Origin of the sequence: Micromonospora chalcea, assembly GCF_002926165.1 — a bacterium.
Classification (GTDB): Bacteria; Actinomycetota; Actinomycetes; order Mycobacteriales; family Micromonosporaceae; genus Micromonospora; species Micromonospora chalcea.
Map to the genome: position 1 here is coordinate 35,990 of NZ_MAGP01000093.1, position 15,352 is coordinate 51,341.

Annotated in this window: 8 protein-coding genes and 2 pseudogenes; 3 read left to right on the forward strand and 7 right to left on the reverse strand. The window is 63.1% G+C overall.

What is annotated here, in order from left to right:
• Nucleotides 1–116: 116 nt before the first annotated feature.
• The 3 genes from BAW75_RS09275 to BAW75_RS09285 form a co-directional block, all read right to left on the reverse strand.
• Complete coding sequence (locus BAW75_RS09275) at nt 117–1,529, reverse strand: hypothetical protein (protein WP_146074815.1); 1,413 nt, start codon at nt 1,527–1,529, stop codon at nt 117–119.
• 5 nt (nt 1,530–1,534) lie between these two features.
• Nucleotides 1,535–3,811 (reverse strand): ATP-binding protein, encoded by a 2,277-nt coding sequence (locus BAW75_RS09280; RefSeq protein WP_104113288.1) that lies wholly within the window; start codon nt 3,809–3,811, stop codon nt 1,535–1,537.
• A gap of 94 nt (nt 3,812–3,905) precedes the next feature.
• Nucleotides 3,906–5,006, reverse strand: a complete 1,101-nt coding sequence (locus BAW75_RS09285) for a DNA adenine methylase (RefSeq protein ID WP_146074816.1) — start codon at nt 5,004–5,006, stop codon at nt 3,906–3,908.
• 581 nt (nt 5,007–5,587) lie between these two features.
• Between BAW75_RS09285 and BAW75_RS09290 the strand changes: the two genes are divergently transcribed.
• Complete coding sequence (locus BAW75_RS09290) at nt 5,588–6,646, forward strand: DUF3644 domain-containing protein (protein WP_104113290.1); 1,059 nt, start codon at nt 5,588–5,590, stop codon at nt 6,644–6,646.
• 100 nt (nt 6,647–6,746) lie between these two features.
• On the opposite strand, the pseudogene BAW75_RS33310 reads toward BAW75_RS09290, so the two are convergent.
• Nucleotides 6,747–6,891 (reverse strand): annotated as a pseudogene (locus BAW75_RS33310) (ATP-binding protein); the annotation flags it as partial.
• Nucleotides 6,892–7,035: 144 nt separating this feature from the next.
• Between BAW75_RS33310 and BAW75_RS31980 the strand changes: the two are divergent.
• A complete protein-coding gene (locus BAW75_RS31980) occupies nt 7,036–7,236 on the forward strand; it encodes a hypothetical protein (RefSeq protein ID WP_146074817.1) in 201 nt (66 codons plus the stop codon).
• 173 nt (nt 7,237–7,409) lie between these two features.
• Here the strand turns inward: BAW75_RS31980 and BAW75_RS31985 are convergent, their stop codons facing one another.
• Together BAW75_RS31985 and BAW75_RS09305 are read right to left on the reverse strand one after the other, a co-directional pair.
• Complete coding sequence (locus BAW75_RS31985) at nt 7,410–7,973, reverse strand: GIY-YIG nuclease family protein (protein ID WP_146074818.1); 564 nt, start codon at nt 7,971–7,973, stop codon at nt 7,410–7,412.
• Nucleotides 7,974–8,491: 518 nt separating this feature from the next.
• Entirely contained in the window at nt 8,492–13,843 is a 5,352-nt protein-coding gene (locus BAW75_RS09305; protein WP_104113292.1) for a sacsin N-terminal ATP-binding-like domain-containing protein, read from the reverse strand.
• A 480-nt stretch (nt 13,844–14,323) separates the two neighbouring features.
• Between BAW75_RS09305 and BAW75_RS32815 the strand changes: the two are divergent.
• Nucleotides 14,324–14,483: pseudogene (locus tag BAW75_RS32815) on the forward strand (XRE family transcriptional regulator); the annotation flags it as partial.
• An 81-nt stretch (nt 14,484–14,564) separates the two neighbouring features.
• Here the strand turns inward: BAW75_RS32815 and BAW75_RS09315 are convergent.
• Complete coding sequence (locus BAW75_RS09315) at nt 14,565–15,233, reverse strand: 2'-5' RNA ligase family protein (RefSeq protein WP_104113293.1); 669 nt, start codon at nt 15,231–15,233, stop codon at nt 14,565–14,567.
• Between the last annotated feature and the right edge of the window lie 119 nt (nt 15,234–15,352).

Consider the following 15,352-nt stretch of genomic DNA (forward strand, 5'->3'; position numbering starts at 1 on the left):
CACCAACCTGCGCATCGCCGCCCGGGGCGGTGGCCGGTGACATGTCCCTCCTCACGAGAGATGTTGGATTCAAGCCGGGTGCGGGCCACGCTCTGCCCGCCAGAGTGCTTGCGCGTCTAGTTGCCGATAGGCTTGCCGATGGCTCGTTCGGTGAGGATCCGTAGCACCCGCTCGGCGTTAGCGAGCGGGTAGGCGGCCCAGTGATGTGCGAGCGACACTGGGATAACTGCGTCGTCGTACAGGCGTGTTCCGACGTTGTCTAGTAGGTCGAACGTGCGGCCCAGGGTGGGGAAGCGGTCCAGGCCGCTCGGGTCCTCGGTGCGGCTCCTGCCATACGCCGTGCCTGATGCGGGTGGCACCGTAATGACCAGGAGTTGGCCGTCGCTGGCGTGATAGAAGAGCTTGCGTCCGAAGTAGGTCTCGGTGAGGCTTTTCACGCGGAGCCGCTCGGCCATGTACTTGTCGTCGAGACGCATCAGGTGCCGGCGCGGGACGAACCGCTGAATACCGTGAAGGTGTTCGACCGGATAGCCGCTCTTGGCGATTCCGAATACCAGGGGTGGCTCCAGCCCGTTCTGTTGGCAGCGTGCCCACAGCGCCTGCCAGGCGCCCAGGATGCCCTTGTGGAACGGTGCGGGCTGACCGAACAGCGCCAGATCGCCATCACAGATGAAGGCCGTCTGCTGCAGCAGCTTCGGCGAGAGCTCCTCGAAGCTCATCGCCACGCCGAGCAGGACGAGGTGCTCGATCATGTCGCGGGTGCGCCCGAGACACTCACCGTTACTGGCATCCGGTTGGAACGCTTCCCAGATTCGAAGGGCGTCGGTCGGCCACAGCGCAGTGCCGCACGCCGGGCATGCGGTCTCTGCCTTGACCGACACACTGATGCCGGCGAAGTCCCGCCCAGGCTTGTGGAGGGTGCACTTTTCATTCGGGCACTTGGAGAGCAGAAGTTCGCCCGCCTCCGCTGCGGCGGCATCCGCTGCTTCCCCGTATTTCTGCGTCTCGCACAAAAGGTCCAGGAGGGATCGCCGTTGGATCTGGGTTGATGCGAACAAGTCGAACGTCTCGGCCCGGAACGCCTGCACGGGGTCCTTGTAGATTTCGTGCTCGAGGTAGGAGCCAGGGAGGAAGCCCGAGACCACCGACGCCTCAATGGCATCGGCGATGCGCGCGGGGTCCACGAAGTGCCCTGGCTGGTTCTGCATGTGCTGCAAGTCGATGAACACACCGGCGATCTGCAGGTACAGCACTCGCGTCGACGGATACCGTTCGAATGCCTCCTGATCCTCGTGTCCCGAGCCGTCTACGCAGACGACGTAGCGGATCGCGGGCGCGCCGGTCTGAGGGAGGTCGTCGGCGGAGCTGACGCGCTCCTCGATCATGGAGGCATCGAATGCGTTCTCGGGCTTGTGGTAACGAGCGAGACGTTCCTGGATGAGAGGGTTGTTCGAGGTGGGCAGGTGTCCCAAGCGCGAGGCCATCTCGAACCTGACGGTGCCGCGCGGGCTACGGCTGCTGTAGGGCATAGTCGTCAGCACCCCTCGAACAGCGTGGCCGGCGGTGGGGGGAATTTACTGTCATAGATCGCATCCGGGTCCGGGCAGTCGGCGAAGTCGTCGTCGCTGGCCTGCTCGGGTGCGAAGTCCTGGCTCGGGTCGGTCGGCGCGAGCCCACACTGCGCGCGGATGGAGTTCACCATCGCGAGGTCAAACTTGGCAACCTGAACCGGAAGCGTGTAGGGCGAGGAGTCGGTGCGCAGCCGGACGAACCCGCGGTCGTCGGCGGTGAGGATTTGGTCGGCGTAGTCCCGGAAGTCGTAATACTTGGAGAGCTTGTCCGCCTCCGCAGCGTTGTTCATATACGCGCAGACCCAGTTCGCCGTGTTGGACAGGATCATGGCGTCGACGCTGGAGACCTCCTGCGTCGCGTAGATCATACCGATCTTGTACTTTGCGGCTTCCTTGGCGAGCCGCACGTAGGGATCGGCGCTGTCGGTCGCCTTGTTGAACTTGTCGCGGTGGAGGAGGCGATGCGCCTCTTCCAGGAAGATCTGCATCGGCCGCGGGGGCAGGCCATTCCGGAATCTCCTCGATGCCCGCCCGAGGATCTCCCTTACCACCAGCTCGGCGCAGGTCTGGAGAACCTGTTCCGATCCACGGGAAAGATCGACGATAACCAGCCGTCCGCGCGCGAGGTCGCCATAGATCGACGGGGCGAAGTCCGTGGTGGCCTCGGCCGAGTGATAGTCGTTCATCGGGCGGAGGATCTTCCAACCGCTGGCCGACCCCGTCGGTGAGAGCATCCCGACCAGCCCATCCACTGCCGGGTCGCCGCTGCCGCCCGAGCTCTGATCAGAGAACCACAGCTTGACGGCTTCGGCGTTCGCGGCCGCTGCACTGCTTGAGCCCTTCTTGCTGGCAGCGGCCTTAGCGATCGCGGCAGCTTCCTTGGCGATGATCTCGCACGCTGCAACGAGCTGCGCACCGTTCGGATTAAGGTGAGTTCCTTTGATCGTGGTGTTCAGGCCACGCACGCTCTGCAACAGAGTGCGGGTGTCTTGGTTGACCGGCAACGGGCAGGTCCAGCTGCGGCCGGGCTTGAGGCCAGCCTTAATAAGGATCGCGAAGTACATGGCACGAACAGCTTCGAGACGCCGCTTGTCGCCGTAGTCCTCTACGTCATCGGGGGACCGCGACGGGTCGGCAGACAGGAAGTTGCGGACATAGTGCTTGTTCTCGTCCACGGCCAGGAACGTACTGATCAAGCCCCAGGACCCGTCGATCTGAGCAGGGTCAAAGAAGTTCAGCGACAAGGGGCGGATGCCGCGGTCGCGCTCGGCGGAGGTGGCACCGAGCCGGTAGATCCGGACGTTGTCGCCCAACTGCGACAATGCGGTCCCGTCCTGGCGATTGGCATAGGCGTATTCGCCTGCGGGGTCGAAGATCAGCTGCCCGACTCGGGTGCCAGTCTTGTGCGCGTAGAGGTGAACCGCGGAGGCGAGCACCTTCATGGTGTTCGACTTGCCTGCACGAGTCATGCCGAAGACGGCGGTCTTGTGGGCGACGAAGTCCTTGGGACGAACCTGCACGGCGACCTCAGTGGACTTGCCGTCCTGCTTGGCGACATTCTCCCTGCGCCTGGCCGACGAGTACCGGAGGGTGCCGATCACCATGGTGGCGTCGGTGTCGGGCAGGTCGGCGTTCGGGGCGTCGTCGCCGTGCTGCTCCTCAAGCCGTTCACCCATGGGAAGCTCAACGTGGTCAACAACCAGCTGGAGGCTGCCGCCGTAGGGCTTGGCGACCATGTAACCAGCGGCCGCATAGACGGCATCCACGTCCTTGCCGAAGACTAGGTTGCCGGCTTGATCCTCAACGAAGGTTCCCAGCACCCGACAGCGGAAGGCGGCCTGCTGCATCATCGCCCGGGTGAGATGGTCGGTCCCGGGAGAGGCGTCCTCAGCCTCGCGATAATGGTTCGTGATCGCACGATCCGTATCCTCCGCCCGCAGGTGCACCAGGTCGGCCTGATTCGGCAGGTGTGTCTCGCGAACCACGCGAAGCAGAATGATGCCGCGATCGGCGGGGTCGACGTCGGCTGCGGCCTTCGGTTCGTCGAGGCCACGTGGGAAGGCCAGCAGTAGGCAGTGCTGTGGCACGCCCTGAGCCCTGGCAAGCCAGGAGTCGTTCGTCAGAACGCTCGCCTCATGGTAGCCAAGATCAAAGACCCCGCCGATCTTCGTCGAGTGCCGCAGTAGCCGGTGAAGGACTGACTCCTCGGCTGCGGCGTGTCCGCCGAGCATGAATCCCATGTCGCTGGTCCGCCTCTGGTTACGGGAGTGATAGACCGGATGCGGAAACCATCATGCACGATGGGCGCGACAACATGAAGGCCGAGACGAGCGGTCAGTCCATATGGCTCTCCGTCGAACCGATCCCTAAGTCTACCTGCCGGCAGGCGTCGCAACCCGGATGCCCGAGAGCGTGATACGCCTTCGAGCTTTGGATGTCAAGGAAGTTGGTGACCAGCAACTCCTCCCGCTGTGGACGCTTGCCCTTTCCTTCCGCCGTCGGCTTCAGTCCGGCGGCGGAGTATCGGTGTCGCGCGTGGAGCACGTGGCGGCCCTCCTGTCCTGGACGATACAGCTCGCGGGCGAGGGGGTTGTCGTCATAGGACAGTAGCCAGCGAAAGCTTGAAGCGCTCTCCAAAGTGCTCGCCAAAGAGCGGTGCTGGTCCTTGCCAAAGGACCACGGATACAGAAATTCCGCCTTCTCGATGTAAGGGGGGTCGAGGTAAACTACAATCTCGTCGCGGGTAAGGCGCTCGCCGTGTTCGCGCTCAACTCGACTGAGCGTGTCCCGCCAGTCCGAGTCCCACACGTCCAGAATTCGACCGGTGTTCCCCAGTTCGCCGATCGCTCGTAGGCGAGCCGCTAAACCCTCCTTATTGAAACGGCAATCAATCTTATAGTTGGTGTGCTCGGTCTGCTTCTTTCCGCCGATAGGGCCGGCCCGGCCATGGAGGATTCCCGAGAATGTAGTGCGATTAAGAAAAAGGCATTTAAGTGCCCTGTCCCGCCGTCCGCGAGGCTCAAACATGCGGAACCATTCCCACTTTGCCACGGTGACTTCAACCTCGAGCATGCGGTTGATCAGCCACCCTGTATCAAACGCGGCGGTGTACCAGAATGAGGAAACAAGATCGTCGGTGTCGGCAAGGATCGCTCGCTCGACAACGCCCGTGCCAACCAAGCGGAGCGCCGTGCTAGCACCTCCGCAGAACGGCTCGACGAAAAGTCGTGGCGGGGGAATGTTTCCCTTAATGATTTGTTCGATGATTGGAACGAGTTGACGTTTCGCGCCAGGATAGCGAAGCGGACTGACAACGGACTTGCTGAATGCCGACGGATCACTGATGGCATCCGGCTTGCCGTGCATTGCGTCTGGCTCCCACGGCTTCCGACGGACCGTGTTCTTCACTGGTGTGCCGTCAAGCTGCTGCGACACGGCACCCCGCTTCCTGTCGAGCCGACAAACGTGACGCCAAGGCTAGCGTCCCCTGCGCTACGTACGCATACGCCCCCACGTATGGCGGCTGGCCTGCCGAGATGCGGGTCGTAGGTAAGCAGGTGATGTCCACCGACTGGCGCCCGGCACCCGGCGTGGGGAAGCAAGAGGCGATGGCGGCGCGGCGGACGACCGGGACGTCGTTGTAGTAAGAAGATCGAAACGGCGTCTTGGCGCATGCTCCGACCAGCCACTTTGCGCTGCTGCTGGAAGGACGGCTCGCAGGTTGATGCAGGCGATGGCGCGGCGGCTCGGCCAGGTAATCCGGGGTTGCAGTAGTTGAAGGCGCCTCAACATGGAGCACCATGACGGTGCGATGGGACGGGCTGGCTCGCCGGGCAGTGCTGCACTTCAGCCGGCGACGACCCGGTGTCGGCGTGCAGGTCCGTACGGGCCGGTACTGGCAGCCAAGGTGAGTGGCGAACAGAGCGATCGGCAAGGTTGCGGGGGAGTGGACGGTGCTTCCTCGGCCGCAGAACTTGTCTCAACGATCCCGAAACCTGGGCGTATAGACTTGATCCATGGCACCGCGCCCTCGATGGCACCACACTCTAAAGGCGGCACAGGCTGAAGCCCTGACTGCTGTGGAAATCTACAACAGTCCCACGTCCCTCAGACCACTTGAGGGCTTCCTTGTGCATATGCACGTCGCGTGGCTCTACCTGCTTCATGCCGGCTTTGATAAATCGAAGATTCCCTATCACTATAAAGACCCAAAAACGGGACGATATGTTAAAATTGATGGCGATAGGAAGAGTTGGGAGCTCCAAAAGTGTGTTGAGCATCGATGGCCGTCCGCCAAAGATCCGGTTCGGCAAAATCTCGAACTGACAGTCCAGCTGCGCAACAAGATCGAGCATCGCTTTGAGCGGGGCCTGATGGTTGCCGCTTCTGGCTTCGCGCAAGCCCTGATCATGAATTTCGAGGCGGAGATTGCCGGCAGCTTCGGAAGCCCCTATTCGATAGCGGACAGGGTTCACATACCAGTGGCATTGAGCACCTTCTCCCGAGATGGCGCGGCAGCACTAGCTAGTTCTCAGCTTCTGCTACCGAAGCGCCTCCGCGACTTCTTTATAGACTATAGGGCGAATCTTGACGAGGATGTACTGAACGATCAGGCATTCGAGCTTCGTATCGAGATCGTGCAGAAGAGATCACCCAAGACTGAGGCTGATTTGGCAGTCTCATTCGTCCGCGAGGATGCTTTGACACCTGAAGAGCTTAATGCATACCGAGAGCTTGAACGTGTTGGTCGAGTGATTCTACGCGATAAGGATCGAGATGTTGCGAACTTGGGCTGGATGAAGCCTTCGATTGCCTCTGTTGCTATCCAGAAGGGGCTTGGTGTGCGTTTTAGTGCTTCTGCCGAGTTCCCGCGTGCTTGGAAGCACTATAAGGTCAGGCCGGCTAGAAGTGTGACCGGTAAGCGTCGAAACAAGACGGATCCCGAATATTGCCGCTACGATGAAGCACACGACGATTACCTTTACTCTCAAAGATACGTAGACTTCGTTATCGCCGAGTTGGGGGAGGCTGCAGCCTTTGAAGCGGTGATTGGGTGGGCTCCGAAGTCCCTGTGACTATTGTGCGGGGTTGAGGGCGATATGGGTGTCAAAGCAACCTGAATGCTGAACATCGTGTTCCGGTTGAAAAACTGACCACCCTTGACCTCTTCAATCTTCAGTCGTTGGTCTTGGTGGCCGCAGGGTCACGGCCGAGGTCGCCGTCCTTGAGTCGATAGCTGTCGCTCTTGAGGGAGATGACTTGTGTGGTAAACGAGGCGGTCGATCATGGCGGCGACGACGACGTGGTCGCCGAAGACTTCGCACACAGGTAGACGCAGTGGCGCGCTGCACCCTCGTGGTCATGGCGATGGTGCTGGCCGCCTTCCTGGTCTTGTTCCTGGCGCACGAGACCCGCCAGATGCTGACCTCGATCGTCATCTCCGTCTTCCTTCCCCGCCGTCGCGTTGCGGAGACCCCTACGCAGTGGCGGCTCACCTGGTGCGAGCGACTGGCTGGCCACGCTGCTGATCCTCGTCGTGGTGTTCTGGCTGCTCGTGAAGCTGGTGACCCTGTTCGTGGTGCCGTCCGGCGAGAGCGCCCACGTGGTCGCCGACGTCGCTAAGATCGTCGAGGGCGCCCGGCCGGTCCCGGTGGGCAACCTGTGAAGACCACCCCACCGCTCAACAAGCTGTTAGCCCTGACTATCGGTGCCGCTTCACCAGCCGCCGCTCGTGGTGATGTATCCGCCCATCACGTTGTCGACGTCGGCAGCCCGCACGGCGCAGACATTGAGGTGCGAGACGATCAATCTCGCGGTGGCACCGGCCGAACGGCCGCGTCAGTAGCCGTGCGTGGGTCGGAAGGTGAAGCCATGGGAATCAACGCCGTCGCGCTCCAAGATCGTCGCAGCATCACTCTCCGTTACTTGATTCCACCTCTGCGCGCCCACGAATTTCATCTGGTTCTGGCGACGAGCGCCCAGCACCGTGATGAGTAATGCCTCCACTTCGCGGATGACGGTCTCGCCCGTGCTAGGGACCGGCTGTTCTCGCTGGTTGATGACCTTCCACCCTTCAAGGTCACCCTCCACTACATCGTCAAACGAGAACCAGCAGAAGCGAAACCATGTCCCGGCGAGATGGTCTGATCGATGGTCCTTGAGCCGCCCCCCGATTCCTCTCAGCCCGCGCGCCAAGCCCACGTACACGGGGCCGAAGTGGTCAAAGAGAATGTAGACGCCACGAGCTCGTCGGAAGTCGCAGAGCCGGATACTCCCCGCATTTCGGTTCTGACGCCCGAGCAACTGCCACGCGTTGGGTCCGGATCCTGGATTCCATGAGATCTCCTCAGGGTCCCAAAACATACCGAAAGCGCCAAAAAGATGTCCGCCCTGCGTCGACATCGAATGATCATTGCAACGCCGAGTGATCTACGGAATAGGCCGAGCCGTCACGCCTGATCACCTGCTGGTTCCCTTTGATGGCAAGCATCAGCGCGAGCTGGCACGGCGACGGCCTTCCAACATGGGTCACCGGGGTGGTGCAGGGACCGACCTCGGATAAGCGGAGGCGATCGGAATCGAGCGGCGCGGCACTGTGGACCTTCAGCGAGTTCGCTACGCAGCAAGCCATCATGTCATATGGCCAACAGCCAACCCCGGCGGCGTGGCACGCGGAAGGGTGAGTCACCCGAACACCGCGGTCTGCGACACCCGCAGCTGCGCGCGACCTCCGGCACCGACACACCCTCGGCGAACCAACCGGCCGCCTGCCGCCGCACCACCTCACGCTTCGTCGCCCCCGCGCGGACATCCCACCTCCGTCGGGATACCTCATCCCACCCGCCTACGCCCACAGCCGCCAAGGACCACCCCGACGCGCTGAGCCACAGTGGAGGAGGCCGGCCGTTCAAGATCTATAGCTAACCCTCCTGCAATGGCGCGAACTGGTAGCGCAGCCCACGGCCGGTCACTCGGAACCGGCCGTGCCCCTTGGGCGAGAACGGGCTCGGCAACTGGAACAATCGACGGTTGGCTGGGTCTAGCACGGAGGTGACCAGCAGAATTCGGTAGCGGTTGCCGTTCGCGCACTCCTGGGCGGCGCGCACTTCGGACTCGCCCATTTCGAATTCAGTGAGCTCGTGAGGGGAGTCGGTGAGCGCCTTGACCTCATAGAGGAGGGAGGTGTTGCGCCAGGGAATCTCGAAGTCGTAGCCGTGACTGTCCGATGCGTCGGGGTCGCTGTTGATGATGGCCGCGTAGCCCGATGTCCAACGGACGTCTTTGTGGCGGCGCAGTAGCCATGCTCGCGCCACGACCTCACCCACGAGGCCGACGGCCGTGCGTTGGTCCTCGCTCATGCGTGGCAGGCGGGTGACCACCGTCTTTGTTGAGGGAGACCCCCGACGGCCCTGCCCGCCTCTTTGATCGAGGTTGAGGAGTTGAACGTCACCGGCTTGGGTCAGGAAGGCTTCGTCAACCGTCCGGTAGGCGAGGTCTGCGATGTCGGCGAGTTGTGTAGCGCCTACTGCGACGGTGGTGTTGCCCAGCCTGATGGTGGTGCGGTCAGGGCCGCGACCGGCTGCCGGCGCCGTCTCGACATTGGGGACGTGGAGGTCGTCGGCTGTGAGGCCGAGAATGTCTAGGTTCGTGGTGACTGGCATGCCGACCGGCCAACCGAGGGAGGCGGCCACCGTGCGCAAGAGGTGCTGGTCGGGTAGTCGCAAGAGGTCCGACAGGCCGGAGGCGTCGAGGGCGACCTTGGCTTCCAGTAGTGGCTGGCCGTTCCATGCAGGTGGCACCACTGCTTCGTGTCGTCGGCACCAGGCGGTGATCAGGGGAAGCAGCGTGGGCACCATGTGGTCCAGCCGGTTGGCGTTCCAGTCGCGCAGCTTGTCTACGGGTTCAAGTGGGCTGGAGCGGTCTAGGTCGGCGTCGGCACCGTGTTGCCGCAGCCAGTCGGCTATTAGCGCCCGCATTTCGTCTCGCGGTGGGACGCGGAACGCGAGGAGCCATGCGGGATCTGGAGCTAGGCCGTGGAGACGGCGGGCCTCGGTATATCCCTCGACGTTGTCCCCTCGGGCGGCGAGGGGCGAGTAGTGCTCCCGAAGTCGATCCAGCAGGGCTTCGGTGTGTTCACGGATGAAGTCGTCGAAGGCCTTTTCGTGGGCTTCAGGATAGATGGTGGGTTCGTACGGGGACCCGAGGGCCGACAGAGCGCTGTTGAACGTGCGGAAGTCGAGGCCGAGTGCGTCTCGCAGATCGCCGATGGACCTGCACCTGCGCGCGGTGGCGATGAGGTCTGACGCCGTGTGGGGCAGCGCGGTGCTCCAGATTTCGATTACCTCCCGGAGCGCGTCCTCTGAGTCGGCGTGCGTCACAGCTTCGTCTATGGCCTCCAGGTTGGCGACCCCTGAGGCATACACGAGCACGGGGCGTAGCAGGCGCACAAGATCGCTCACTACTCCTGTGAGGCTACGTCGTAACTCGGTGACCCTGGGGGCGGCGGTGTCCAAGGCGATGGCGAGAATTCCGTCGTCGACCTGGTCGGCGGACTGCTCGCCGAGGATCCGTTCGAGCTTGACGAACGCGAGTTCCAGCGCACCCTGGAGCGACGGCTGGCCAAGCAACTGCGACATCGCGGGCGCACACGCCTGTATTTCGTCCCAGAATCCATTCGTCTGCCGTACGACGACCGTCGGGTGGTGCGGATCCGGCAGCGGTAGACTACGGATTGTCGCGGGCGGCTGGGCCCGTACACCGCCCACTTTAATCTCTATCTGGTCCACCCGAACTACGCGCATGGCCCGAAGGCGATCGAGTAGAGAGCGCATCCCTCGTTCGCTGCGACGGATGAAGGGGCCCGACTTCAGCTCGAGGACGAGGGCCACAACGGTGACCAGCGATTCCCCACTCTGATCGGTGAGCAGGGGGTGGTCTGCCGATGCCACGATTTGCTCCTCACCGGCCCAGACCTCGACGTCGGTGTCCGAAAAGCGGACTACCGGGATGCCATTTGCCTTGAGGATTTCGGCGATAGTTGCCCCGGCGTCGGGCTCAGTGATTAGAACCGGATGCCCGGCCAGCGCCACCAACGACTCCTTGAGTGGTGCTTCTTCGTCGCAGACGTATACCTCCTGCTTTGCTGATGGCGTGATCGTTGTCAGCGTGGACTCGTACTCAACCGCGAGTCGTGTCGGCTCATCCCCATGCCATGGCCACATTGCGAGCCGGGCTGCGTCCGCCCACGCCCGGGCATAGTGCTTCTTAAAGGAGACGCGGAGGTGGTCCGGCAACGATCTGTTTTCCAAGATCGACGCAAGTTGCTTGACTAATTCACCTGAATGACGGGGATCCTCCCACAGTCGTAGGCCGACCTTCTGCAGGGGGGCCAGACTTTGTTTCTCGGCGAGCAGGCGGCGGATCGAAAGGGGCAGCGTTGGGATGAATGCTGGAAGCTCGCCCTCGGTGGCAAACCACGTTTGCTCAGGCGTGAGGAACATGGGGCCGTCGGCCTCGGCGTCCTCCACCGGCAGCCAGGGCATGTGGCGGAGGTACGACGAGAATGGAGTAGGCCAAGTGTGCGGATCCTGCTGATTCACCGGTCGCCCCGGCCGACGCACGGTGACCGAGAAGAAGTGATCGCCCCACGAACGAAGTCCGAGGATGACTAGCTCAGCGAACAGCCGGCGGGCGGGCGCGCTTAGCGCCGCGACCGAGGGTGCCCCAGGCAGGTGGGCTAGGGGTGGATTGAATGCGTATTTCGTGTAGGGATGCGCGGCACCGCTCCAGCTCGCCTCGACGTCTGTTGCCCAGGCCAGCGCGAGGTCGTCAACGAGGTGCAGCTGCTGGGCCAGGACGCGAGGTTTGAGGTCGACGCCGTTGCGTTCGCTCGGCTGGGCGCCGAGGTTGAACAGCAGAAGTCCGTCTCGTACGCCAATGCTGCGAAGGAACTCGCGGTAGGCGCTGGTGTCGTCTAGGTCTGTGGGCCACTGTTCTGGCGGAGCTATCCACCGCCGCCGTAGGTCGGCCAGGGGCGCAACCGATTCACCGCCCTCGGCAAGGAAGCGTTCGAGTCGTCGGGCGCCTTCTGCGCCCCACGCCGGGGAGAGCAGGCAATCCGTCGCACGCACCCAAGCGTCGTCCGCGGTGGGGACGAAGAGGCCGACCCGACGAAGGTTGGCCCGTTGCGCTTGGTTGAGTACGGCGAACTGGCGGTAGGCAAAGGTAAGGGAGTCGCGGCGTAGCGCGTCCGACGAGGTCTGGGTAAGGAGGTCTCGGATCGCGTCGAAGACCCGGTCGGCCCGGTACTCGCGCACTAGTTGATTGCTCTCCAAAAAGCCGCGCCCTGGGCGGCCCCAGGTGATCTGCGGATGGGTGAAGGTGATGCGCCTCTGCAAAGCCCGCAGGTCGTGTGGCAAGCGAGATCCTGTCTCATCGCTGCCGTCGTCACCGGGGGAGAAGAAGACAGTCCGTTCTCGTTTGCCCGGTTGCGCGGGCTCGCCCAGCGTCGGCTGTAATTCTCCATCCTGGTCCAGGATCAGCTTTTTGCCGCGAATCGCGTCGGGAGCGGCCCGAAAGGCCTGTTCGAGGTCGTCGTAGAATCCCGACCATGCCGGTTGAATGCCCGCATGGCCGGTCGACCGCATCTGAGCGGCCACCTGTTCTGCCCACGAGGCGATGACCTCGGGGGACGGACTCATCAACCTCCCAATGAGGGCACGATGTAGCTCGACGGCTCGCGCCTGACGAGCGGGGCCGACTGCCGGGTCGATGAGCTCGACGCCGATTTTGGCTAGTGCCGCTGTAGTCAAAGCGCTCCAAGGGCGGCTTTGTTCAGGCCATATGTAGGACTGTTCAAAAATTCCCCAACTCGAACCGTCAGCTAGTGGCACGACTGTCTCGTGTCGAAGCTGACCGTCGAACGCGTCATTGATACGACGGGCCGGGTTCCAACACACCAGATCGAGGACAAGGCCGGCCGCGATGCGGTGAGGCATCTCCGTTCGGAGGCGCCGGGCTAGGTCCATCGCGAGGGTGGCCAGCTGCCTGAGCAGGTAGTCGTTGAGCGCAACGTTCTCACTGAGGTCCAACCGTGCCAACTTGGTGAAGAACGGCGCGTGAGCATGAGCGCATAGGGGTGCGTGGGCGTCCTCCGCCATCGGAAGGAATGTATATAGCTGTCCGTGGGGCAGCTCTCTGTCCAATCGTAGCGCGATTCCTACCCATGTCTCGCCGGACCAGTTGCGCCACCGCGAGTCGATCTCGCGAGCCGCGATGCTGCGATCGATTGCGTCGTTCAGCTCACCTGGCTGAAGTGTCCGGCGAGCGACTAGGTACTTTCCCGCGCCGGCCAAGTCGACTGCGGTTAACCACTCGTCTTCGCGGGCGGTCACCAGGTCGCATCTGGCTTCTGATCGCGACAGCACCCGCACACTGGGTGAGCCTTCGCCGTCGCGGACTTCTATGGTGACAGCCGCGACTCGGTCGAGGAACAGCAGGAGCGGTGCCTCGCTCGATTCGAGTGCCTTGACCTGAGCTCTCGCCAGGGATGCCGCTAGCGTGTTGCGCAGGGGTACGCGGACAACCGTGACGAAGCCGGCGTTGGCCAGCTCGGTGAGGATGGGGTCGTCGGGGTCAGCAGGAACAGGAAGAGCCAGCGGGGAAACCTGCTCGACGACTCGGGCAGCGAGTTCGGTATCACCAAGGAGCGTTCGAAGGTCCTCAGGCGTGGCGAAGCGGAAGCTGTATCCGTCAAACTTTCTCGAGGAGACATCTGCCTTCGAGTAGACCTCGGGCCAATCCGTCAGCTGCAGCACGCTGCGAAAGCCAAGACCTTTGTTGCCGATTCCCCCGCCAGGTCCCTTATTGGAAAGCGCAAACTCGGTGATCGACTTGAAATTCTCTTCGGTGAAAGGCGAGCCTTCGTTGGCGACGTAGAGCACACCCGCTTCTGCGCTTAGGTCAACCAGTACAGTGATCTTTCCTGCCTGGCCTCGATGTAGGGCATCGTGGCCGTTTTGGACCAGCTCAAGGACGGCTCGCCCCTCATACTCTTGGGCCGTGTCCTCGCTGATCGACTTCAAGCTCTCAGCGAACCGCCAGTCGTCCCCCGCCTGATTGAACAGCTCGATCCTGCGCAGTGTGCGTGCAATGATGGCCGGCTGGGCGTTCAGGCTCGCCGCTCGGCGTGACAACAATCCCCGCGACTGTCGAGTGCCGGGAATGACGTCCGTGATGACCGACTCCCACTCGATGTCAGGTGTGCCCGGCACGAACGCCCCCTCTGGAGAGTTGCACTAGCAGCTCAGCCTGCCCGTCGCTGACCAGCTTCGAACGTCTGACGCATGGTTCGGACTCAGTGTTGCAGCCTGGTCCCGCCTTCGCATTCCCATGAATCCGCTGGCCCACGATCACCGTCGCAGGTTCCCGCAGCAGCTGCCACATCAGGTCATTGAGTGTGAGCGCGAGCCGTACGCGGGTTGACACCCTGCCGCCCACCGCGCGCGACGTGCCACGGTCCTGTGCTTGCACCATAGTGACTCTTATCGGTGCACCTCTCTGTAGACATAATTGTCATTCTGTGCGCCCACGCCTACCTCGCCGTCACCGCCGCCCAGGCCAAAAAAGGGGGCACCGAATCCGACGACGGCCTAATTCCCCTCACCCTCGGCGAGGTCCGACGTCTCCTGGCACACCTGATCGCCGCCGCCCGACCGTTCGACCACATCCATCAAGGGTCACGTTGGCGACGCCGACACCAGTACGGCCGGGTCCAAGCCCTCATGGCCCGGCGCGCGCATGTCGCGGCGGGGCGCGGCGACCAAGCCGGCGCGATCGCGCTTGACACCGAAGCGCGGCGTCTTCGATCACGTCGCGTCGCCGGACGGCGAGGCTCCAGAAGGAGGCCGACCGGGCACGGCCGGCAGAGGGCTCGTCAGGGGCAGACCGGCGGATAGTAGACCGAGGACGATAGTCACAACTTGGTCAGTCAGGTCACTGTCCGGTGAGGGGTGCGGCGGCCACGGTTGCCCACTGGTAGGTGCGGTGTTCTCGGCGCAGCGCGATCAGCGTTGCCTGTCGGATGGTAACCCGGGCGGGTTGCTGGTGGCGGAGGTCGTTGAGGCGGTCGCGGATCGGTTCGGCCGGTGCTTGTGAGCCGCTGTAGGCGATCGTGACGTGGGGGCGGAAACCTTCGGCGGCCTCCGGCACGGTCTGCCATACCGCGCCGATGGCCTCGCGGATGGTGGTGCGGAGTTGTTCGACGCGGTGCCAGGGACGCACGAGTAAGCCGACTCCTTCCGCGTCGGGGTCGACCGGGCCAAGTGACAGCTCCAGAGGCGGCAGTTTCGTGCAGCGTCGCTGGGTTTCGGCGACGATCGCCTCGATGTCGCTGTTGTTGACCTCGTCGGTGAAGCCGAGCCCTTGCATGGTCAGGTGCAGCCCGTCGAGCGGCACCAGGTCTAGTCCGGGCAAAGTGAGTTGGCGTTGCAGGTCGGTGACGAGGTGATGGAGTTCAGGCTGACGTTCGAAGGTGAGGTGCCATGTGTAGAACTGACGGCCGGCTCGCCAGCCCGGGCGCCAGTACCAGTGGTTGGTGAGTTCGGGCAGGTTCTGGTAGGCGGTCCAACGCTCGTGCAGGTTGGCCAGCTCCCGGCTGTTCATGGCAGCGATGGTAGAGCGGGCCGGGCGGCGGTACCGACCTGTGTGCGGTCGACGAGCATGTCGGCGACGTGCCGTAACGCCGGGTGATGGGCGAACGGCTGGGCGGTTGCGAGGAACTG

What these genes read in the sequence shown, in the direction of transcription:
- BAW75_RS09275 (WP_146074815.1), bottom strand. Translation starts at nt 1,529, where the DNA reads ATGCCCTACAGCAGCCGTAGCCCGCGCGGCACCGTCAGGTTCGAGATG.
- BAW75_RS09280 (WP_104113288.1), bottom strand. Translation starts at nt 3,811, where the DNA reads ATGGGATTCATGCTCGGCGGACACGCCGCAGCCGAGGAGTCAGTCCTT.
- BAW75_RS09290 (WP_104113290.1), top strand. Translation starts at nt 5,588, where the DNA reads ATGGCACCGCGCCCTCGATGGCACCACACTCTAAAGGCGGCACAGGCT.
- BAW75_RS31985 (WP_146074818.1), bottom strand. Translation starts at nt 7,973, where the DNA reads ATGTCGACGCAGGGCGGACATCTTTTTGGCGCTTTCGGTATGTTTTGG.
- BAW75_RS09315 (WP_104113293.1), bottom strand. Translation starts at nt 15,233, where the DNA reads ATGAACAGCCGGGAGCTGGCCAACCTGCACGAGCGTTGGACCGCCTAC.